General features: G+C 69.7%; 16 protein-coding genes, 1 pseudogene and 1 riboswitch. Of the genes and pseudogenes, 6 read left to right on the plus strand and 11 right to left on the minus strand.

The window, feature by feature from the left end; all coding sequences use genetic code 11:
• Nucleotides 1-188 precede the first annotated feature (188 nt).
• On the plus strand, nucleotides 189-1076 hold the full coding sequence (locus ACRRRO_RS14080) for a DUF2268 domain-containing protein (RefSeq protein ID WP_424796825.1): 888 nt from the start codon (nucleotides 189-191) through the stop codon (nucleotides 1074-1076).
• Nucleotides 1077-1177: 101 nt separating this feature from the next.
• Here ACRRRO_RS14080 and ACRRRO_RS14085 read toward each other — a convergent pair whose 3' ends face one another.
• The 4 genes from ACRRRO_RS14085 to ACRRRO_RS14100 form a co-directional block, all read right to left on the minus strand.
• Nucleotides 1178-1534, minus strand: coding sequence for a hypothetical protein (locus ACRRRO_RS14085; RefSeq protein WP_434080445.1), 357 nt, complete (start codon nucleotides 1532-1534; stop codon nucleotides 1178-1180).
• On the minus strand, nucleotides 1464-2486 hold the full coding sequence (locus tag ACRRRO_RS14090) for an FtsX-like permease family protein (RefSeq protein WP_424796827.1): 1023 nt from the start codon (nucleotides 2484-2486) through the stop codon (nucleotides 1464-1466). The genes ACRRRO_RS14085 and ACRRRO_RS14090 overlap by 71 nt, the downstream gene beginning before the upstream one ends.
• A complete protein-coding gene (locus tag ACRRRO_RS14095) occupies nucleotides 2483-3313 on the minus strand; it encodes an ABC transporter ATP-binding protein (RefSeq protein WP_424796828.1) in 831 nt (276 codons plus the stop codon). The genes ACRRRO_RS14090 and ACRRRO_RS14095 overlap by 4 nt, the downstream gene beginning before the upstream one ends.
• Nucleotides 3314-3452: 139 nt before the next feature.
• A complete protein-coding gene (locus tag ACRRRO_RS14100) occupies nucleotides 3453-3977 on the minus strand; it encodes a hypothetical protein (protein WP_424796829.1) in 525 nt (174 codons plus the stop codon).
• 81 nt (nucleotides 3978-4058) lie between these two features.
• A riboswitch (SAM riboswitch) is annotated at nucleotides 4059-4173 on the plus strand.
• Between the two features lie 719 nt (nucleotides 4174-4892).
• Here ACRRRO_RS14100 and ACRRRO_RS14105 point away from each other — a divergent pair.
• The 3 genes from ACRRRO_RS14105 (at nucleotide 4893) to ACRRRO_RS14115 (ending at nucleotide 8280) form a co-directional block, all read left to right on the plus strand.
• Nucleotides 4893-5306 (plus strand): DUF7715 family protein, encoded by a 414-nt coding sequence (locus tag ACRRRO_RS14105; RefSeq protein WP_424796830.1) that lies wholly within the window; start codon nucleotides 4893-4895, stop codon nucleotides 5304-5306.
• Between the two features lie 245 nt (nucleotides 5307-5551).
• The gene (gene cimA, locus ACRRRO_RS14110; RefSeq protein ID WP_424796831.1) at nucleotides 5552-7189 is read left to right on the plus strand and encodes a citramalate synthase; all 1638 of its coding nucleotides are present in this window, start codon (nucleotides 5552-5554) and stop codon (nucleotides 7187-7189) included.
• A 41-nt stretch (nucleotides 7190-7230) separates the two neighbouring features.
• A complete protein-coding gene (locus ACRRRO_RS14115; protein ID WP_424796832.1) occupies nucleotides 7231-8280 on the plus strand; it encodes a lipoyl protein ligase domain-containing protein in 1050 nt (349 codons plus the stop codon).
• A gap of 77 nt (nucleotides 8281-8357) precedes the next feature.
• Here ACRRRO_RS14115 and ACRRRO_RS14120 read toward each other — a convergent pair whose 3' ends face one another.
• A complete protein-coding gene (locus tag ACRRRO_RS14120; protein WP_424796833.1) occupies nucleotides 8358-9110 on the minus strand; it encodes a TetR/AcrR family transcriptional regulator in 753 nt (250 codons plus the stop codon).
• Between the two features lie 103 nt (nucleotides 9111-9213).
• On the opposite strand from ACRRRO_RS14120, the gene ACRRRO_RS14125 reads away from it, so the two are divergent.
• A complete protein-coding gene (locus tag ACRRRO_RS14125; RefSeq protein ID WP_424796834.1) occupies nucleotides 9214-10149 on the plus strand; it encodes an ABC transporter ATP-binding protein in 936 nt (311 codons plus the stop codon).
• Nucleotides 10146-10967 (plus strand): ABC transporter permease, encoded by an 822-nt coding sequence (locus ACRRRO_RS14130; protein ID WP_424796835.1) that lies wholly within the window; start codon nucleotides 10146-10148, stop codon nucleotides 10965-10967. Before ACRRRO_RS14125 ends, ACRRRO_RS14130 begins: the two co-directional genes overlap by 4 nt.
• 15 nt (nucleotides 10968-10982) lie before the next feature.
• Here the strand turns inward: ACRRRO_RS14130 and ACRRRO_RS14135 are convergent, their stop codons facing one another.
• The 6 genes and pseudogenes from ACRRRO_RS14135 to ACRRRO_RS14160 form a co-directional block, all read right to left on the minus strand.
• Nucleotides 10983-11678, minus strand: coding sequence for a YggS family pyridoxal phosphate-dependent enzyme (locus ACRRRO_RS14135; RefSeq protein WP_424796836.1), 696 nt, complete (start codon nucleotides 11676-11678; stop codon nucleotides 10983-10985).
• Nucleotides 11675-12271 (minus strand): pentapeptide repeat-containing protein, encoded by a 597-nt coding sequence (locus tag ACRRRO_RS14140; protein ID WP_424796837.1) that lies wholly within the window; start codon nucleotides 12269-12271, stop codon nucleotides 11675-11677. The genes ACRRRO_RS14135 and ACRRRO_RS14140 overlap by 4 nt, the downstream gene beginning before the upstream one ends.
• A 21-nt stretch (nucleotides 12272-12292) precedes the next feature.
• Nucleotides 12293-14047 (minus strand): DUF2510 domain-containing protein, encoded by a 1755-nt coding sequence (locus tag ACRRRO_RS14145; protein WP_424796838.1) that lies wholly within the window; start codon nucleotides 14045-14047, stop codon nucleotides 12293-12295.
• A 114-nt stretch (nucleotides 14048-14161) separates the two neighbouring features.
• Nucleotides 14162-15118: a DUF2510 domain-containing protein gene (locus tag ACRRRO_RS14150; protein ID WP_424796839.1), complete on the minus strand. Its 957-nt coding sequence runs from the start codon at nucleotides 15116-15118 to the stop codon at nucleotides 14162-14164.
• A 10-nt stretch (nucleotides 15119-15128) separates the two neighbouring features.
• Nucleotides 15129-16253, minus strand: a pseudogene (locus tag ACRRRO_RS14155) (DUF2510 domain-containing protein); the annotation flags it as partial.
• Nucleotides 16254-16271: 18 nt separating this feature from the next.
• Entirely contained in the window at nucleotides 16272-18878 is a 2607-nt protein-coding gene (locus ACRRRO_RS14160) for a DEAD/DEAH box helicase (RefSeq protein ID WP_424796841.1), read from the minus strand.
• Between the last annotated feature and the right edge of the window lie 189 nt (nucleotides 18879-19067).

The raw sequence follows: 19067 nt of genomic DNA on the forward strand, positions 1-19067 counted from the left end.
GCCGGCAGTTCGGCGAGGTCCAGTCGTTCCGGTTCGGCCCTGCCGTGGCCGGAATCGCTGCGGTGCTGCACCGACTGCACCATCGCCGTCGGCCCCTGCACCGCAACCGCGATCTCCACCCGGCCTACTGTATCGAGGCGCCGGAAAACGTCTTGATCCCGGGTGCCGCCGTTCCTACGCTCTCGACCATGGTTTTCACCGTGCTTGATGGCCGGACCGCGTTCCGCGAGATCCTGACCGCTCCGCTGCCGCAGCGAGCGGAGATCGCGCGTGCGTTCCTGGAGCAAGCCGCGGGGATGTACCGCTACTTCCCGGGCGAGGCCGAGGTGATCGAGATGCACCACATGGGCAGTGGGTTCCGGCTCGATGTCGAGGACGCGCGCTACCTGCCCGCGCTGGATGCGATGGCCGAGGCGAACGTATGGGGACGGGTGGAGTCCGCGCTGCAGCATGCGCTCGCGGTGCAGTTGCGGGCCACGCCCGACATCACCGTCCCGGAGGAGATCATCGTCCTGGTCGTCCTGGGCAATCCCGATGACGAGCACTTCATGAACGACAGCCTTGCCATGGTCGCCAACGGCAGTGTGACCGGCTACCTGTGGATCAACATCTGGCCGACGGCGGAGAACCTGGAGCAGATCGAGGCCATCGCGGTGCACGAACTGCACCACAACCTGCGCTTCGCCAACCGGGTCTGGGATCCGGCCACCGTCACGGTGGGCGAGCACATCGTCTCCGAAGGCTTGGCCGATGCCTTCGCCCGGCAGTTGTACGGAAATCTCGGATACACCCGTATCGGTCTGGGGGCACTGGACGACGACGAGGTGTTCGCCAAGGTCTGCACCGGTCTGGACGTCACGGGCATGGAGAACTTCACCGCCTGGGTACTCGGTGACGCCCACGCGCTCCGCTACGGCGGACAGCCGGTTGGGCTTCCCACCGGAGCCGGCTACTCGGCAGGCAATCGTCTGGTCGATGCCTATCTGGAGGCCGGCGGGATGACTGCCGACCAGGCGCTGCTCGCCGATCACGATGAGGTCATCCGGGTGGCGTTGCGCCGGGCCGAGGCCCCCTGAGGCCGGAGTTCAGGCCAGCACGGTGCGCACCACCCGGGCGCTGGCCAGGTTGCCCGCCAGCACCAGGAGGCAGACGGCCACCACACTGAGCAGGAACTGGATCAGCAGGGGCACCGAACTGAGCAGGCCGAACCCCAGGGCCGGCAGCATGAACACCAGTGCTGCCGCGGTGGCGATGAGCACGGCCGCCGCAGCGGGATGGCCGTCTGGCGGAGCCGGGCCGCATGCATCACCGTCAGATCGGTGCCGGCCAGGTGCAGCGCACGGTACTGGGTGCGCTGGTCGATGATCCCTCCGGCCTGCATCACCCCGGTGGACACCGCCGCGAGCAGACCGGCGATCGTCAGGGTGAGCAGACCGCCGGTGGACAGGTCCGCCACGATCGGGTCATCCGAGCCGACGGAGTCGAACATCGCGGCCGCTGCGGTCAGCCCGGCGATGAAGGTGCACAGTGCCACCCCGCCGACACTGCGCCAGGCCCCCCTTGGGGTCATCGATGATCCGGCGGGCGGCGATCAACGTACTTACCGACCGGGCCCGGCGGGCACTGAGACGACCGACCAGGCTCATCACCCACGGTCCGAGCAGGTTGAGCAGGGCGAACCCACCGGCCAGGACCGCCACGAGCACCACGATCCCGGCCAACCCGTAGTGCACCAGAACGGCGAAGCAGGCGGCGAACAGCACGAGCGGCACCACGCGGGACCAGTGCAGCGGATTCGGTGTGTGCCGTGCGGCCACACCCAGCGGGGTGATCGCGACCTTCCTCAGGCTCGCACCGGCCGAGAGCATGGACACCAGCGCTACACCGGTGACGGTCAGCGCGAACACCCACCACTCCGGGACCAGTTCGGCGTAGGTGAAGGGTCGGTTCTGGAAGGTCACCGGCAGGACCAGGGGGATCAGTGCGAACACCCCGGCCGTTCCGATGAACGCTCCGGCCAAAGCCTGCACGGTGGCATCCAGGACGGTCATGACCGAGACCTGGGATGTGGTCGCACCGGCCAGGCGCAGGGCCGCGAGGCGTTCGTCGCGGCGGGCCATGGAGAGCCGGGCCGCGGCCCCGCCGAGGGTGATCAGCGGGACCAGCAGCAGTACCGAGGCGGTCCCGGCCAGGACCACGTAGAAGCCCTCATCGGAGTAGGGACCGCCGGCCTCGGCCCGCTGTTGGAACGCGCCGAAGCCACCCAGCACCAGGAGCAGCACGGCGGTGGTCACCGCGAAGGCCACCACCGCGAGCACCCCGGTGAGACGCTGTGGATCCGATCGGCCGGCGTCGCGGACGCGCAGCAGGCGCCACAGCCGTAGGGCCGAGCGCAACGAGCCGGCGGATGCGGCCGGCTGCGGCCCAGCGGACATGGCCGTGCCCTGCGAGTTCATGGTGACGGCCTGGTTGCCCGGAGCGGTCACGAGCGCACCCCTGGACCGCTCCACGGGCCGCTCGCAGCGGGATGGTGCCGGGACGGGCCCGCCTGCGCTGCCGGCGGCCAGGGTGGCGTGGCCGTGGTACCGGGGGGCGCGCCGGGCGGGGGATGACCAGGCTGCGGCTCGCCCGGCCCGGGCACGATCGACCCATCGCGCATGTGCACGGTGCGTGAGCACCACGCGGCCACCCCCGTGTCGTGCGTGACCACCACCAGCGCCGAGCCGGTCTCCCGGGTGGCGTTGGTCAGCACCGACAACACCTCATGCCCGGTCTCCTGGTCCAGGGCCCCGGTGGGTTCATCGGCGAAGATGACACCCGGGGCGGCGATGAGCGCACGAGCGATCGCCACCCGCTGGGCCTGACCGCCGGAGAGTTCCCCGGGCCTGCGGTGTTCCATCCCGGCCAGGCCGAGATAGGCCAGCCACTGCCGGGCGCGCCCGACCGAGACAGCCCGGGGGTGACCGGCCAGTAACAGCGGCAGTGCGACGTTCTCCTCCGCGGGCAATTCCGGCAGCAGTTGCCCGGACTGGAACACGAACCCGAAGTCGCGTCGTCGCAGCACGGTGCGCTCGGCGTCGGACATCGCGCCCAGATCCGTCCCTGCCCACTGCACCTGGCCGGCCGAGGCCACCAGCACGCCGGCCAGGCAGTGCAACAGGGTGGTCTTGCCGGATCCGGAGGGTCCCATGATCGCCACCGACTCCCCGGGAGCGATGCTCAGGTCCACCCCGCGCAGGGCGGTGGTGGTGTGCGGCGCGGTGCCGTAGGTCTTGGTCAGGGCGTGGGCGCTGAGGGTGCGTGCGAAGGTCATGGTGCCAGCGTGCCCGGGAACGGAGCGGCGGCACATCAGCCGGCAGACCCCTCATCCTGGAGCAACGTCAGCCGGGCGGTGCAGCGCGAGGTCATACCGTGGTCTGACCCGAGAGAGCAGTCGTGGCGATGGTGCCGGCTCAGCGTCCTTGATGGGCGGCGAGCAGGGTGTCGATCGCGCGCCCGTACAACCACCGGGTGATCGCATCGGAGATCCTGGGGCCCGGTGGTGGCAGGGGTACACGGAGCCGAAGGTGCTGTCGCCAGGTGATCGTGGTGCCGGTGCCGGTGCCGGTGCCGGTGCCGGTGGTGGTGCCAGTGGCGGTTGCGGTGGTGGTGGCGGTTGCGGCGCCGGTGGCGGTGGGGCGCACCTGCACCACCGAGTAGCCGGCGAGGACGCGACCCACCTTGCGCACGTGGAACTCGCCGCCGCGGCCGGCCCTCGGAGGCTCCCAGTGGGTGATCCGCATCGGGTCCTCCAGCAGGTACGGCCCCAAGCGGGTGCGGGCGATGAAACGCCAACCCGCACGGGGGGAGTTCGGCGCACCCGGCTCGCACAACACGTAGGTGAAGGGCATGACGGCGCCGTGGCCTGCGAAGTCGGTCAGCGCGGCCCATGCCTCCTCGGGCGTGAGCCGGGTGTGCCGATCGATCGTGACGGACATGGTGCCAGTCCACCACGGCAGGCCGGTCGGGGCATCTGTGCGAGGCCGGATGTCTGCCGGGGTTGCTACCGTCCGTACCAGGTTCCCGAGTTGCGGCGTGAAGTACCCGGCTGGCCGAACAGCAACCCCCTCTCCTGAGCGGGGTGCTCCGGGGTAAGAACCGGCCGCTGCCAATCGGTGGCGGCAAGTCGGAGCCGGTGGGTTTGTGCCGGCGATGCGAAAGGTGGCGACGAGCCATCTCCTTACTGACCAATCTCTCCGACCGCGAGCGGCTGCAGTGGAAACTCGCCCTGTTGTCGCACCGCCCACCCGACCAGCCCGGACGACACATGGCCACGTTCGCGCTGGGCGCCATGCAGCAACGCGCGCTGGGCGGTGACCCTGACCATGCACCCGCACTGGGAAGAAGCGGTGCTGGCCCGGCGCTCGCGTGGGTTTCGCCCGCCCACCTTCCTGGTGCTGCACGACGCGGTGAGCGACCTGTCCCGGTTGGGGTACCAGATCCCCGTGGCTCCTTCGAGCACTCCGGCCGTGGGGCCGGCCCAGTCGAGTCAGCCCCAGTCGAGTCAGCCCCGGTCGAGTCAGCCCCGGTCGAGTCAGCTCCGGCCGAGCCCGGCGCGGCGGGTGCCCCGTCGTTACCGCACCTGGGCCGGCCGCCCCGGCCCGGGCCCATTCGCCCTCGAGCCCGATGAGTGGACCGGTGCGGGGGACTGGACCGCCTCGGCGGTGCGCGAGGTCGTCCGGGACGTCCTGGACGTCCTGGAAGCGCGTGAAGCGGACGCGGATGGCACTCACCCTCGCCGGTGCGTAGCCGCCGGTCCGTGGGCAGCCGGCCGCGACGGGACGGGTGCCTGGGCACGCCCTCCCGGGCCGCGATGTCAGTGCCTGCCCCTACCGTGCGGGCAGGAGGCGAGAATGATGCGAGTACTGATTGCCACCCGTCGCACGAACGGGGACGTTGCCACCGACGTGGACTACTGCGTGGCCGGAGAACTGCTGATGATCGGAGAGTACTGCGACTGCTGCCGGATCGACCCCGGCTCGTGCGGGTGCGGGATCGCGTTCAGCGGCCTGAACTCCCACCGGATGACGACGACGGCGATCGTGGCCGAGGTGCCGCTGAGCGAGGCGGAGGTGCGCGAGGCGATCCGCTCCAGCCTGAGGGCCGGTGGCTGGTTCGACGCCGACGAGCCGGAATTGGCGGAGCAGATGGTCGCCGAGGCCTGGCAGCGGGTCCAGCACGTGGCCACCCACTTCGGGGTGGGCACGGTGCTGGGCCGGCGCCTGGATGTGGTCTACGAGCGCGAGGTACCCGCGTCCCGGCCCTGATGTGGCATGATGGACACCATGCGTTACACCACCCCCGTCGCGCTCATTATTGACTAGCGCGTGTGCCTGCAGGCACACGCGCTAACCTCCCGCACCACGGGAGGTTTTTTTGTTGGCGGGACCACCCCTTCCCGCCGGCAGCGAAGTCGCACACTCCGGGCAGCACCATCGGGATCACTCATCCCGCACCGGCCCGAAGGAAGATTCGGCCGCCGAGCGGTGGCACCCAGGAGAGAGTCAGGAATATGAGCACCAGCCTCAACACCGAGACGGCGGGCGCCGCCAGCGGGGCGAAGGAGGCCGACCAGGTCGACGTCTACGACACCACACTGCGCGATGGTGCCCAGCAGGAGGGGATGAACCTGTCGGTGGCGGACAAGATCGCCATCGCCCCGCTGCTGGACGGATTGGGCGTGACCTACATCGAGGGCGGCTGGCCCGGCGCCATCCCCAAGGACACCGAGTTCTTCGCCCGGGCCCACAAGGAGATGGAGTTCACCCACGCCGAACTCGCCGCGTTCGGCTCCACTCGCAAACCCCTGGGCAGTGCGCATCTCGACCCCCAGGTGCGCGCCCTGGTGGACTCCGAGGCGCCGGTCATCACCCTGGTGGCCAAGAGCGACATCCGCCACGTCGAGCGGGCCCTGCGCACCGACGGGCAGGAGAACCTCAACATGATCGCCGACACCGTGCGCTACCTGATCGACGCCGGGCGGCGGGTGATCGTGGACGCCGAGCACTTCTTCGACGGCTACCGGTTCGACTCCGGCTACGCCCTGGCCGTGGTGACGGCGGCGCAGGAGGCCGGTGCGGACGTGGTGGCGTTGTGCGACACCAACGGCGGGATGCTGCCCGATGACGTATTCGAGATCGTCTCGGCCGTGCGAGCCCGGTCGAACGGCAAACTGGGTATCCACGCCCACAACGACTCCGGGTGTGCGGTGGCGAACTCCCTGGCGGCCATCGAGGCCGGTGCCCGGCACGTTCAGGGCACCGTGAACGGATACGGGGAACGCACCGGTAACGCCGACCTGCTCACCGTGGTGGCGAACCTGCAACTCAAGCGTGGGCAGGAACTGCTCCCGGACGCCGGATTGGCCGAACTGACCTCGGTGGCACACCAGATCAGCGAGATCACCAACATCGCCCCGTTCGCCCGCCAGCCCTACATCGGTGCCAGCGCGTTCGCGCACAAGGCGGGCCTGCACGCCTCGGCGATCCGGGTGGACCCGGACCTGTACCAGCACATCGACCCACGCGAGGTGGGCAACGACATGCGCATGCTGGTCTCGGATATGGCCGGGCGGGCCAGCATCGAGCTCAAAGGCCGGGAGCTGGGGTTCGACCTGGCCGGGAAGTCGGAGTTGCTCGGGCGGGTCACCACGCGGGTCAAGGACGCCGAGGCCAACGGGTACACCTATGACGCCGCGGACGCCTCCTTCGAACTGCTGCTGCTGGAAGAACTGGAGGGCCGTCGTCGTTCGTTCTTCCGGGTGGAGTCCTGGCGGGCGATCGTGGAGCACACCTCGCACGCCGGGGAGATCAACTCCGAGGCCACGGTGAAGTTGCACGCCGGTGACCAGCGCCGGGTGTCCACCGGGGAGGGCAACGGCCCGGTCAACGCACTGGACCACGCCCTCCGCTTGGCGCTGTCCGGGGTGTACCCGGTCATCGAGGGCTTCGAGTTGATCGACTACAAGGTGCGGTTGCTGGACTCCTCCCACGGCACCGACGCGATCACCCGCGTGCTGATCGAGATGACCGACGGGCAGCGGTCCTGGTCCACCGTGGGCGTCGGCCCGAACATCCTGGAGGCCTCCTGGGAGGCGCTGGTGGACGGCTTCGTCTTCGGTCTGGTCAAGCATGAGGTGACGCCGCGCTGAGCGCGCCCTCGGCGATGCTCGTGACTGGCTAGGGTGGTGGCGTGAGACGAGGCGAGTACAAGGTTCCCGGTGGCAAACTGGTGGTCGCCGAGGTCGAGGTCGAGGACGGGGTGCTGGCCCGGGTGAACATCAGCGGGGACTTCTTCCTCGAGCCCGATGACGCCCTGGACCGGATCGATGAGGCGCTGCGCGGCCTCCCGGCCGAGACCAGCGGCCGGGAACTCGCCGAGCGCATCGAGGCCGCCACCACCGACGCGGCACTGATCGGATTCGACGCGCGCTCGGTGGGCATCGCGGTGCGTCGCGCGCTGGGGGCCTCCACCACCTGGTCGGACCACTCCTTCGAACTCATCCAGGCCGGCCCGTTGCCAGCGTACCAGAACCTGGCGCTGGACCAGGTGCTCGTGGAGGAACTCGGCGCCGGACGGCGTGGGCCGATGCTACGGCTGTGGGAGTGGGCCGAATCGGCCGTGGTCCTGGGGTCGTTCCAGTCGGTCCGCAATGAGGTGGACCTCGCTGCCGCCGAGCGCCGCGGGGTGAAGCCGGTGCGGCGGATCTCCGGAGGCGGAGCGATGTTCGTCGAACCCGGCACCTCCATCACCTACTCCCTGTACGTGCCTGCCACGCTGGTGGACGGAATGAGTTTCGAGCAGTCCTACGCATTCCTGGACGACTGGGTGCTCGGTGCGCTGGAGAGCATCGGGGTGAGTGCCACGTACGTACCGTTGAACGACATCACCTCACCGGCCGGAAAGATCGGCGGGGCGGCCCAGAAGCGGCTGGCCGGGGGAGCGGTCCTGCACCACGTGATGATGTCCTACGACATGGACGCAGACGCGATGACCGACGTGCTGCGGATCGGCCGGGAGAAACTCTCCGACAAGGGCACCACCAGCGCGAACAAGCGGGTGGATCCGTTGCGCTCGCAGAGTCAGATGGCGCGCGAGGACGTGGTGACGTCGCTGCTGGACTACTTCCGCTCCCGGTACACCACCAGCGAGAGTGAGGTCCGGCCGGCCGAGTTCGCGCGGGTGGAGGAACTCGTCAAGGCCAAGTTCGCCACCGAGGAGTGGCTGCACCGGGTCCCGTGAACGCGGACCGGCCCGGTGCGCCGGAACGAGGTCGCGGGCATCCCGGCCGCACCCGTACCCAGGGTGTGCCGACGCGCCTACCGCGGTGCGTCGTCGTCGGCTTCTCCCCGGTGGGCACGCTCCGGATCCGGCGCGGCTGGGTCCTCCCGCCACGCCTGGCGGTGCGCCGGGTCGAACACGGCGGTGTAGACCCGATCGATCACCTCGTGCGTGATCCGCTCGGGTTCGATCATGTGGCGGATCATGAGCCCCTCACCCAGGGCGTTCTGTCCGATCGCCAGTGCCTCGATCGCCTCGGGCGGATCGGCCGCCTTCATCCGTAGGAAGCGGGTGGTGTGGGCGTCGATGTGTCGGTACCGCTTGGCGAACTCGGCCAGCAATTCGGGCCGCTCCCGCACCGCGTACATGACCGCTTCGAGAGCCAGTAGGGCCCAGCGGATCTGGAACTGCTGCTCGATGACCTCCGGAACCTCGTCGACGGTGATCTCACCGGCGTGCGTCAGTGCCTCCACCTCGCTCAGGCTCTGTACGCCGTGGTCGATGCGGCGGTCGACGACGGCGAGGAACAGGTCCTCCTTATCGGCGAAGTTCGCATACACCGCCCCCTTGGTGTAGCCGGCGTGCCGGGCGATCTCATCGAGGGTGGCGCCGTGGAACCCGCGCTCGGTGAAGACCACCAGGGCGGCGTCGAGTAGTTGCTCGCGCGTTTCGGCCCGGCGCTGTGCGCGGGATTTCGGAGCCGGCGGCCCGGACCCGGGCTCCGCGCGATCGGCGGTCCCTGGCTCGATGCCATCGGACGGGATGGCGCGGTCGACCCGGGAACTCGTCATGGACCGATGATATCGCGTTGACATACCTCTTGGTATCTGACTAGTCTCATCGAGATACCGAGAGGTATGTGAGTACTGATGAGTATGTGGAATGGGTGGCGCGATGCTGGCTGTGCGGGGAGTGTCCAAACGCTTCCGGAAGGTTGTCGCCAACAACCAGGTGGACCTCGATGTGGCCGCAGGGCAGGTCGTGGGTCTGCTCGGACACAACGGCGCGGGCAAGACCACCCTGGTGAACCAGGTGGTGGGGATCACCAAGCCCGATGCCGGCACCGTCCACATCGGTGACATCGACGCGGTGGCCAATCCGCGGCAGGCCCGGCGGAGGTGCGCCATCCAGGCACAGGCGAACGTGCCGATCAGTGGCCTGACCCCGGCGCTCGCGGTGGAACTGGTCGGGCGCATCCGTGGTGCGAACCGTGACCTGGTCCGTGCCCGGGCGAGGGAACGGTTCGAGCGACTCGACCTGACCGAGTGGATGGACCGCCCCACGGACAAGCTCTCCGGCGGCGCCAAGCGGCTGGTGGCATTCTGCATCGCGACCGCGGTGCCGACCGGCCTGGTGGTCCTCGATGAGCCGACCAATGACGTCGACCCGGTGCGCCGCCGCCTGCTGTGGACCGAGATCCGCCGGGAGGCCGATGCCGGCGCGGCGGTACTGCTGGTGACGCACAACGTGAACGAGGCCGAACGGGCCGTGGACCACCTGGTGATCATGGACCAGGGCACGGTCGTGGCAGGCGGAACACCAACGCAGCTCACCGCGGACCTGCGCGGCCGGCTGCGACTGGAACTGCGCAGTGCCCCGGGCACCACCCCGCCGGCCCCGACGCAGGCCGAGGTCACCGAAACCCGCGACGGCCGGCTGAGCGCCACCATCGACGCCGCCGCTGCCGAGGCCGCGATCGGGTGGGCCCGCGCGGCCCAGGTGGACGGGCGCATCGAGACCTTCGCGATGCAGCCGGCGACGCTGGAGGACGCCTACGTGCAACTGACCCGGAGGACCCCCGCAACCACTGAGCCGCAGGAGGCAGCATGAGCGCGACGACTCCGACCGAGAGCGGCGTCCCGGCCATGGACCTGATCCCGGGGGCCGGTCAGGACACCGGGACCAACGTGGTGACCGAGTGGATCCGGTCGTGGTCGATGCTGGTGCGCTGGAACGCCGCGGCCTCGAAGGTGCTGCTACCGCTGAACGTGGTGGTGCAGGTGATGATGGCCACCGGCATCGTGATCGGGTTCGGCTTCCTAGCCCCGGTGCAGGACCCCCAGGTGGCGATGATGCTGTCCACCGGCGCCCCGACGATCCTGCTGCTGGTCACCGGCCTGGTGCTCGTGCCCCAGGTGGTGGGGTCGATGAAACTGGAGGGCTCCTACGACTGGTTCCGCTCCCTGCCGGCCCCGCGCTCGGCGTTCCTGTTCGCCGACATCGCCGTCTGGACCGTGGTGGCCCTGCCCGGAATCGCCCTGGCCGTGTTCGTCGCGGCCCTGCGGTACGACCTGGATCTGGCTCCGACGCTCTGGTCTCCGCTGGTGGCGGTGGTGGTGGCCGCTATCGCGGCGATGATCGGGTACGCGATCGCCACCGCGCTACCGGCACGAATCGCCCAGTTGCTCACCCAGGTGCTCGTGTTCGTGATCCTGCTGTTCAGCCCGCTCACCTTCTCCTCTGAGGTGTTGCCCGGGTGGATCGCCGCCGTCCACCGGGTCCTACCGATGGAGTCGATGGCCGATCTGATCCGTGCGAACCTGGCGCCGCACGTCTTCACGGTCGAGCCCGCGCAGGTACTGCTGGTGGCGGCCTGGGGTGTGGGAGCCACGGCGCTGACGCTGGGACTGATGTCGCGGCGGTCCTGAGGGCGCAGACGCGGGTCAAGCGGGTCGCTCTCCGAACGCGCCGGTGCCGATGCGCACCATGGTGGCTCCTGCGGCAATCGCGATCTCGAGGTCGCTGCTCATACCCATGGACAGTTCGGTTGCCCGGTCGGTGCCGGGGGCACCGGAGCCGACGACGGCGTCCCGCACCTTCGCGAGGTCGGTGTAGGAGGCGCGGACTACCTCGGGGTCGGGGGAGTTCGCCCCGATGGTCATCAGCCCGCGCAGACGCAGGTGCTCCAGGGCTCCCACGTGGGTGCACAACGCGGGGGCCTCCTGCGGGCCGACTCCGCCCTTGGAGTCCTCACCGGAGGTGTTCACCTGCACGAACACCTCCAGGGCCTGCCCGCGAGCCTGCGCGGCGCGGTCCAGACGGTCGGCCAGGCGCGTGCTGGCCACGGACTGGACGCACGTGACGTGCCGCAGCGCCTGGGAGACCTTGTTGGACTGCAGGTGGCCGATCATGTGCATCTGGTGATCAAGGTCGCCCAGTTCCTCCGCGGTCGCCCGGATCTCCTGGACCCGGTTGTGCCCGAGCAGGGTGTAACCAGCGGCGATGGCCGCTCGGATCGACTCGGCCGGTTGGGTCTTGACGGCGAGCAGGATCTGCACCTCGGCAGGGTTGCGGCCGGCGTCCCGGGCGGCCCGGTCGACCCGGGTTCGGATGGCCGAGAGGTTGTCCTGCAGTGTCACTGTTCTCCTTCCGTGATCCGGATCCCCAGATGGGCGGCCATGGCCCCCAGGGCACTGACGGCGTCGGTGCTGGCGAGGGTGGTGCCGCGGAGGGCCTCGATACCACTGATACCGGTCAGGGTACAGCCGCTGAAACTGACGTGAGCGGCTCGCATTCCGGCGAAGCGGGCGGCGGTGAGGTCGCAGTCGATCAGGTGCACCCGCTGCCAGGTGGCGGAGGTGAAGTCGGCCTCCCGCAGACTCACATTGCGCAGCCGCACGTCGGCGAAGGATGCCTGCACCGCGCTGAGCCCGTCCGCCTGGACGTCGTTGACCTCCAGGTCCCGCCAGCGTGCGCGTAGCCACGACGATCCGGTGAGCCTGGCCCCGTCCATGCTCACCCGCAGTAGCGAGCAGTCGGTGGTGTGCAGGGCGGCCAGGTCCGACCCGCGCAGGGTGCCCCCGTCGACCAGGGCGTGCCGCCAGGTGCCGGCCGTGGCCCGGACCCGGGACAGGTCACACTCCTCGAGGGTGACTTCCTCGAGCGTCACCCCCGCCCACCTGCGCTGCGTCAGGTCCGCTGCGCTGAACCAGTCGCCGCTGTGTCCCTCCATCGCCGGCTCGCACCCCGGAGGTCAGGGACCCTGGACCTCGAACGTGAAGGTGTCCGGCTCCCCGCCCGGGTCGGCGATGACGAAGGCATAATTACCCGGTTCCAGGTTCGCGGTCAGCGATGCCTCGGACTCCTGCGGGTCCTCCAGGGTGTAACTGGTGCCATCAGCGGTGAAGAGGGCGATCGCGGCCTCCCACTCCTCGGCGGTCGCGTTGACCGTGTACTCCCCGGCCTCCTCCACTACCAGGGCCCGTGCGACGTAGGAGTGCGCATCGAGATCGGCCGTCATCTCCTGTCCCGGTTCGAGAGGGGCGATCTCGCCGGCGAACAACTCGAACTGACCGCCGTCCGCGTCGCTCCACGTGCCCACCTCGACGGTGTAGTCACCTGCTTCCAGGCCCAGGGCTAGGTAGGGGTCGAAGTTGTGGCCGCCGATGATGCTGGTCAGCGACCCGCCGCGGTCGTCGTTGTAGGCGATCTGGTTGCCGGAGGAGTCGAGCACTCGCAACGTCAGGTCCGGGTCCTGCTCACCGCGGATCGCGTCGATCACGAAGACCCCCTCGGTCTCGACCGTCATCATCCCGGACCAGGTCTCGCCCACCTCGATGGAGCCCGCGACGACGTCGCCGATCTCGAACTGGCCCCCGTCGACGTCGGCGCCACCGCCGTCGGGCTCCTCGGTGGGTTCGTCCGTGGGTTCCTCGGTGGGTTCGTCGGTGGGTTCCTCGGTGGGTTCCTCGGTGGGTTCGTCGGTGGGCTCCCCGGTGGGGACAGTCGTGGGTTCGGGATCGGCGCCGTCGCTGCCGAATAGCCGAACACCGAGGAAGATCAGTCCAGCCAGGAGCACCACGACGACGGCGATGACGGCGATCAGGATGCCGGTCTTGCTCTTCGGCTGGTCACCCGGGCCGGGCGAGCCGCCTCCCGGCGGCGGGGCCGAACCGTCGCCCGGCTGCCCGTATCCCGGTGTCGAGTGGCCATAGCCGGCGGCGCCGTAGCCGCCGGCGGCGTAACCGGGTGTGGACTGCTGGCTGTAACTGGGGACGGAGCCCTGGCCGTAGCCGCCTTGCGACTCCCCGTAGCCGGGCGTGGGCTGCTGGCTGTAACTGGGGACGGAGCCCTGGCCGTAGCCGCCTTGCGACTCCCCGTAGCCGGGCGTGGGCTGCTGGCTGTAACTGGGGGCGGAGCCCTGGCCGTAGCCGGCGGCCCCATATCCGGCGGCTGCGCCCTGGTCGTAGGGCTGCGGGGTCGGCTGGTCGGGCTGGTCATAACCGGAGGTGGCGGCGTGACCGTAGTCGGGTGCGGAGCCCTGACCATGGCCCGCTGGGAACTGTTCGGTCGGGGAGTCGAACTGCTGTGTCTGCGCTTCGTCCGCTCCAGGCGGGATCACCTTGGTGCCCTCGGCGTCCTCAGCCTCGTCGGTGCCCTCGGCGCTCGTAGGCCCACCGGGACCCTCGATCCCTTCCCCGCTCTCGGTGCTCTCGGCGTTCTCGATCCTTTCGCCGCTCTCGGTGGCCCCGGCGCTCTCGGACCCGTGGGCGCCCTCGGTCCCGGCGAGGCCACCGACGGCCGACTGGCCGTCAGCATCCTGGCCATAGCCGGCCTGCTGGTCCTGCCCGGTGCGCTGACTGTCCTGAGCCTGCTGGCCGGCCTGGTCCTGCTGCGCATCCCCGGCGGCCGGATGGGTGTGCTGGGTCCACTGGGCACCGTCCCAGTAGCGCAGCAGCGAGGCGTCGTGGTGGTCGGGGTACCAGCCGGCAGGCACGTGATGACTCATGGAGATCAGCCTACTGGCGTGGGGGCCGCACGGGTGCCCTCCCCGAGATGAGCGGGACCAGGTGCACCGCCATCCGCCGGCTGAATCTCCGGGCCGCTGGCCGGCCTACTGGCCTCAGGCGGGACCGATGGCTAGTGCCAGGTCTCCGGCGTCCAGGCCGTCGCGGGAGATGATGAGCAGGTGACGACCGGTGGCCAGGTCACGTTCCTCCTGGATGTGTTCGGCTCCGGAACGCCAGGTGGTGACCTCACCGGAGACGGTGTCGATGAGGAACCCGTGCGCTCCGCCCTCGGCCATCACCTCGATCAGGTACGGTCCCGGCTCGGACACCACCAGCGTCCGCATGATCATCGCCCCGGCTCCGAGATCCCACGACTCCTCGATCTCACCCTCCACCTCGACCGGTTCGGGGATCGTGGCGACCAACTCGAAGTCGGACGCCGATTCGGCCAGCCAGGATCCCACCACCACCTGGTAGGAACCGGGATCGGCGCTGAGCACCAGTACCGGGTCCAGGTCGGATCCGCCGATGCGCGCCAGTTCGCCGCGGTCGTCGTTGCCCACCACCCGTTCGCCGTCGGCGGTGTGAGCGGACATGGTCAGGTCGCCGTCGTCGACCGGGCGGGCATCGAGCAGGATCAGGGCCTCCTCGGCGACGGTGAGGGTGCCGTGCCACTCCTGGCCCTCGGCGATGGACCCGGCGACCGCGTCCCCGGCCGTGAACTGTTCACCGGGAACCACCTCGGGTTGGCCGGCCTCGGTCGGATCATCCTCCTGGGCGCCGCCGACGCCGATCGTCGGGAAGTCCACCGGCTCGGGCCGATCCATGGCCCGGTTCAACGCCACCAGACCGATCACCACCGCGAGCACGACCGCCCCACCGGTCAGCACCCAATGGGCGTACCTGCGCCGCTGGACCGGCACCTGCACCGCGGGCCTGGGGGCAACGTGCATCGTCCAGGACGACCCGTCGAAGTACCGCTGCCCGGCCGCATCAAGGGGATCGGGGTACCACCCCGGCGGGATCGGCTCTCGCTCCACAGCACCGGCCGCCGGCTCGTTCGAGGACATCGGCACCGGCTCAGGAGGACGAGAGCTCGATCTGCACGGTCAATGGGTCGCCGCCGTACTCGGCCACCATCACCGCGTACCGTCCTGCCTGCAGGTCCTCGGTGAGGAGCGGATCGTAGGTGCTGCCACCCTCGTCATCGGCCCTACTGCCGCGATCGTCGTCCGTCCACATCGCGTCGCGGTCCAGGCTGCGCACGGTCAGCGTCGGGTCGCCCGCACCCACGGCCTGCACGTCCACCGTGAGTTCGGTTTCCTCATCCAGTTCGAGCACGGCCAGGAAGGCACCATCGGCCTCGATGTCGGCCTGTACGACATCACCAACGGTGAACCGCTCGGTGATGGCCACCAGGTCCACGGTGACGTCGGTGGCCCTGCCCCGGTACTCACTCAGCACGACTTCGTACTCACCCGGCTCCAGGTACACCGGCGCGATCGGGTCGAGCCGGTCACCGCCCAACTGGAACAGGTTGCCCCGATCGTCGTTATAGGCCAGGGTGGCGCCGCCGCCGTCTCGCACCGCCATCTGCAGGTCGTCACCGCCGGTGCTGCGGGCGTCCACCAGGTAGGCCCCGGCGTCGGCGATCGCCAGCGCACCGACCCACTCGCCATCGCGAGGCACGCTGCCCGAGGAGGTCCCGCCCACCTCGACCACGCCCTCCTCGGTCGGGCCGTCGTCACCGGCCCCCCCGCCGCCGTTGCCACGGAAGGCCAGGACACCACCGACCACCAACAACACCAACACCACCACAGAGGCCACCACCACGGCGATCAGCCCGCCGCGGCCACCGCCGCCACCCTGGGTGCCGGAGCGGTAGACCTGGGTACCGGCCCCGGCGTCCCAGGCCGGATCCGGGGGACGGTAGTCGCCGCCGGCGTAGTCCTGGGGGTCGGCCGGGGTACCCCAACTGGTGGTGGGCTGCGGGGCGGACCAGGTGTTCGAGCTCGTCGCCCACCCCTGCGGCGGCGGGATGTGCGGAGTGGTCATCGTTCCGCCGGCCTGGGCCAGGTAGGGGTAGTCCTCGGTCGGGGTCCGGGAGTCGTGAGCGGCCTCCGGTTTGGGCAGCAACGGCTGGTAGTACTCCGTCCAGCCATCGCCATCCCAGAACCGCTGTTGGTTCTCCCCGGAGGGATCCGGGTACCACCCGGCTCCTTCTCACTCATGGGCACTACTGTATTGCGCCCAATGCGCAGTTCCGACGCCGAGCATGCGGATCACCGGGCTGTCGCGCTCATCGCTGGCGTCCAGGTCGACCGCGGCGAACATCCGCCAGTCCCGGTCGCCGTCGGCATCGTCCAGGATCTGGGTCACCTGCCAGGTGCGCCCCTCGGTGGTGAGGCGGCACATCGCCGCGTTCCGGGCGTCCGGACCGATGCCGATATCGTGGTACTCGGCCCAGTAGCCGGCGATCTCGGTGCGCCAGCGGTCCTCATCCCACTCGCTCTGGCCCTCCCGGGCGCTCAGCGCGGCCAGCCCGGTGTAGTCCTCCCGTGCCAGCAGCTCCACCCGACGGAACATCGCGGTGCGCACCTTGGTGGCGAAAGCGTGCCGGTTCGCCGTGACCGAGGCGCCCTCACCGCCGAGCCGGGCCTCCGTCGTCGTCGGCTGCTCCTGCGCGTCCGAGCGGGCGCGGGCCAGTGAAGTGGTCCTGATCGCAGCGCTTTCAGCGTGCAGCGCCTCCCACTCGGCCAGCAGGGAGGAGTCCACCCCCCGCACCGCTGCCCCGAGCCAGTCGATGATCTCGGTGAGTTCGGGCGTGTGCCGCTCGGCCGGGACCACCTGGCGCAGCGCTTGGTAGACGTCGGTGAGGTACCGCAGCACCACCCCCTCACTGCGGGCGATGGAGTAGCGGGAGATCAGTTCCGAGAACGTCATGGCGTGTTCGACCATGTGCCGCACCACCGACTTGGGCCGCAGCGGGTACTCATCCACCCACGGGTGGGCGGTGCGGTACTCGGCCAGCGCGGCACCGAGCAGCTCGGCCAGCGGCATCGGATGGGTGATCTCCTCCATCGCCTCCATCCGCTCGGTGTACTCCCAACCCTCGGCCTTCATCGCCGCGATCGCCTCATCGCGAGCCGCACGCTGCTGGGCGAGCACCACCGGGCGCGGGTCTTCCATGGTTGCCTCGATCACCGAGACCACATCCAGGGCATAGGTCTGGACTTCGGGGTCGAGCAGTTCCAGAGCAGCCAGGGCGAAGGGGGACAGCGGGGCATTGAGCGCGAAATCGAGGGGCACCTCACGCACCAGACGCACCCGCCGGCCCTGGGCGTCCGGTACCGGCAGGCGTTCCAGGATCCCGGCTGCGCGCAGGGACCGGTAGATGTGGACCACCCGGCGCAGATGAGGATTGCGATCCACGGGCTCGTCGTGGTTGTCGGTGAGCAGCTTCGCCATCGCCGCCACCGGGTCCCCGTACCGGGCAAGCACGCTCAGCACGGTGGCGTGGGAGACCCGGAACTGGCTCGTCAGGGCCTCGGGCTGGGCGTCGCGCAACCGTTCGAAGGTCTTGTCCGTCCAGTTGACCACCCCGCTGGGCGCCTTCTTGCGGACGATCTTGCGCCGCTTCTTCTCATCGTCGCCTGCCTTGGCCAGGGCCTTGGCGTTCTCGATCACGTGCTCGGGGGCCTGGACGATCACGAGGCCCTCATCGTCGTAGCCGGCCCGCCCGGCCCGCCCGGAGATCTGGTGGAACTCCCGGGCGCTCAGGTGCCGGGAGCGCACGCCGTCGAACTTGGTGAGCCCGGTCAGCACCACGGTGCGGATCGGGACGTTGATGCCGACCCCCAGGGTGTCGGTGCCGCAGATGACGGCGAGCAGTCCGGCTTGGGTGAGCCGCTCCACGAGCCGGCGGTAGCGGGGCAGCATCCCGGCATGGTGCACCCCGATGCCCTTGCGCAGCAGCCGGGAGAGCGTGGCACCGAAGCCCTTGGCGAAGGAGAAGTCGCCGGTTGCCTCCGCGATCCGGTTCTGCCGGGCCTTGTCGGTCAGGTTCACCGAGGTCAGCGCCTGGGCCTGGGCCAGGGCAGCGGCCTGGGTGAAGTGGACCACGTAGACCGGGGCGCGGTCGGTCTGGACGAGTTTGAGCATCAACTCATGCAGGGGTTCCAGGGAGTACTCGAAGGTGAGCGGAACCGGGCGCTCGGCGTTCGCGATGATCGCGGTGGGCTTGCCGGTGCGGCGCTGCATGTCCTCGGCGAAGAAGGACACCTCGCCCAGGGTGGCGCTCATCAGCAGGAACTGGGCCTCGGGTAGTTCCAGCAGCGGGAGCTGCCAGGCCCAGCCGCGCTGGGGGTCGGCGTAGAAATGGAACTCGTCCATGATCACCACACCGGCGTCATGCAGTTCACCCTCGCGCAGCACCTGGTTGGCCAGCACCTCGGCGGTGCAGCAGATGATCGGAGCGTCGGTATTGATGGCCGAGTCCCCGGTCATCATCCCGACCCGCTCGGCCCCGAAGATCTCGATCAGGTCGAAGAACTTCTCGCTGACCAGGGCCTTCAGCGGGGCGGTGTAGTAGGAGCGTTGGCCGTGGACCAGTGCGGTGAAGTGGGCGGCCACCGCCACCAGTGACTTCCCCGAGCCGGTGGGGGTGGACAGGATGACGTGGGAACCGGTGACCAGCTCCAGCAGCGCCTCCTCCTGGTGGTCGTACAGGCTCAGGCCGCGGGTGGTGGCCCAGTCGGTGAACGTCTCCACGACGGCGTCGTCGTCGACGGTTCCTGGATCGGCCGGATCGGCCGGGGGTGTGAGGGTCATCGCTCCCAGTGTGGCCTACCCCGGAGGCAGTGCGGCCCGGTGGCACCGGTCGGACCGTGGTGGCTCAGGTGCTCTCGGGCTCCATGCGACCGGGTTCGCGCCGGCACCAGTTCCGATCGGCGTCGGCGATCGGGCGGGATCCGGGTCCCGGCTCGCTAACTGGTCCGCCGCAGATCCCAGTCTCGTGCG

The sequence above is a fragment of the Sanguibacter sp. Z1732 genome, from assembly GCF_051020515.1.
In the GTDB taxonomy this organism is placed as follows: Bacteria; Actinomycetota; Actinomycetes; order Actinomycetales; family Beutenbergiaceae; genus CALKWS01.

What these genes read in the sequence shown, in the direction of transcription:
- ACRRRO_RS14130 (WP_424796835.1), top strand. Translation starts at nt 10,146, where the DNA reads ATGAGCGCGACGACTCCGACCGAGAGCGGCGTCCCGGCCATGGACCTG.
- ACRRRO_RS14105 (WP_424796830.1), top strand. Translation starts at nt 4,893, where the DNA reads ATGATGCGAGTACTGATTGCCACCCGTCGCACGAACGGGGACGTTGCC.
- ACRRRO_RS14080 (WP_424796825.1), top strand. Translation starts at nt 189, where the DNA reads ATGGTTTTCACCGTGCTTGATGGCCGGACCGCGTTCCGCGAGATCCTG.
- ACRRRO_RS14150 (WP_424796839.1), bottom strand. Translation starts at nt 15,118, where the DNA reads ATGTCCTCGAACGAGCCGGCGGCCGGTGCTGTGGAGCGAGAGCCGATC.
- ACRRRO_RS14095 (WP_424796828.1), bottom strand. Translation starts at nt 3,313, where the DNA reads ATGACCTTCGCACGCACCCTCAGCGCCCACGCCCTGACCAAGACCTAC.
- ACRRRO_RS14120 (WP_424796833.1), bottom strand. Translation starts at nt 9,110, where the DNA reads ATGACGAGTTCCCGGGTCGACCGCGCCATCCCGTCCGATGGCATCGAG.
- ACRRRO_RS14100 (WP_424796829.1), bottom strand. Translation starts at nt 3,977, where the DNA reads ATGTCCGTCACGATCGATCGGCACACCCGGCTCACGCCCGAGGAGGCA.
- ACRRRO_RS14140 (WP_424796837.1), bottom strand. Translation starts at nt 12,271, where the DNA reads ATGGAGGGACACAGCGGCGACTGGTTCAGCGCAGCGGACCTGACGCAG.
- cimA (WP_424796831.1), top strand. Translation starts at nt 5,552, where the DNA reads ATGAGCACCAGCCTCAACACCGAGACGGCGGGCGCCGCCAGCGGGGCG.
- ACRRRO_RS14125 (WP_424796834.1), top strand. Translation starts at nt 9,214, where the DNA reads ATGCTGGCTGTGCGGGGAGTGTCCAAACGCTTCCGGAAGGTTGTCGCC.
- ACRRRO_RS14160 (WP_424796841.1), bottom strand. Translation starts at nt 18,878, where the DNA reads ATGACCCTCACACCCCCGGCCGATCCGGCCGATCCAGGAACCGTCGAC.
- ACRRRO_RS14145 (WP_424796838.1), bottom strand. Translation starts at nt 14,047, where the DNA reads ATGAGTCATCACGTGCCTGCCGGCTGGTACCCCGACCACCACGACGCC.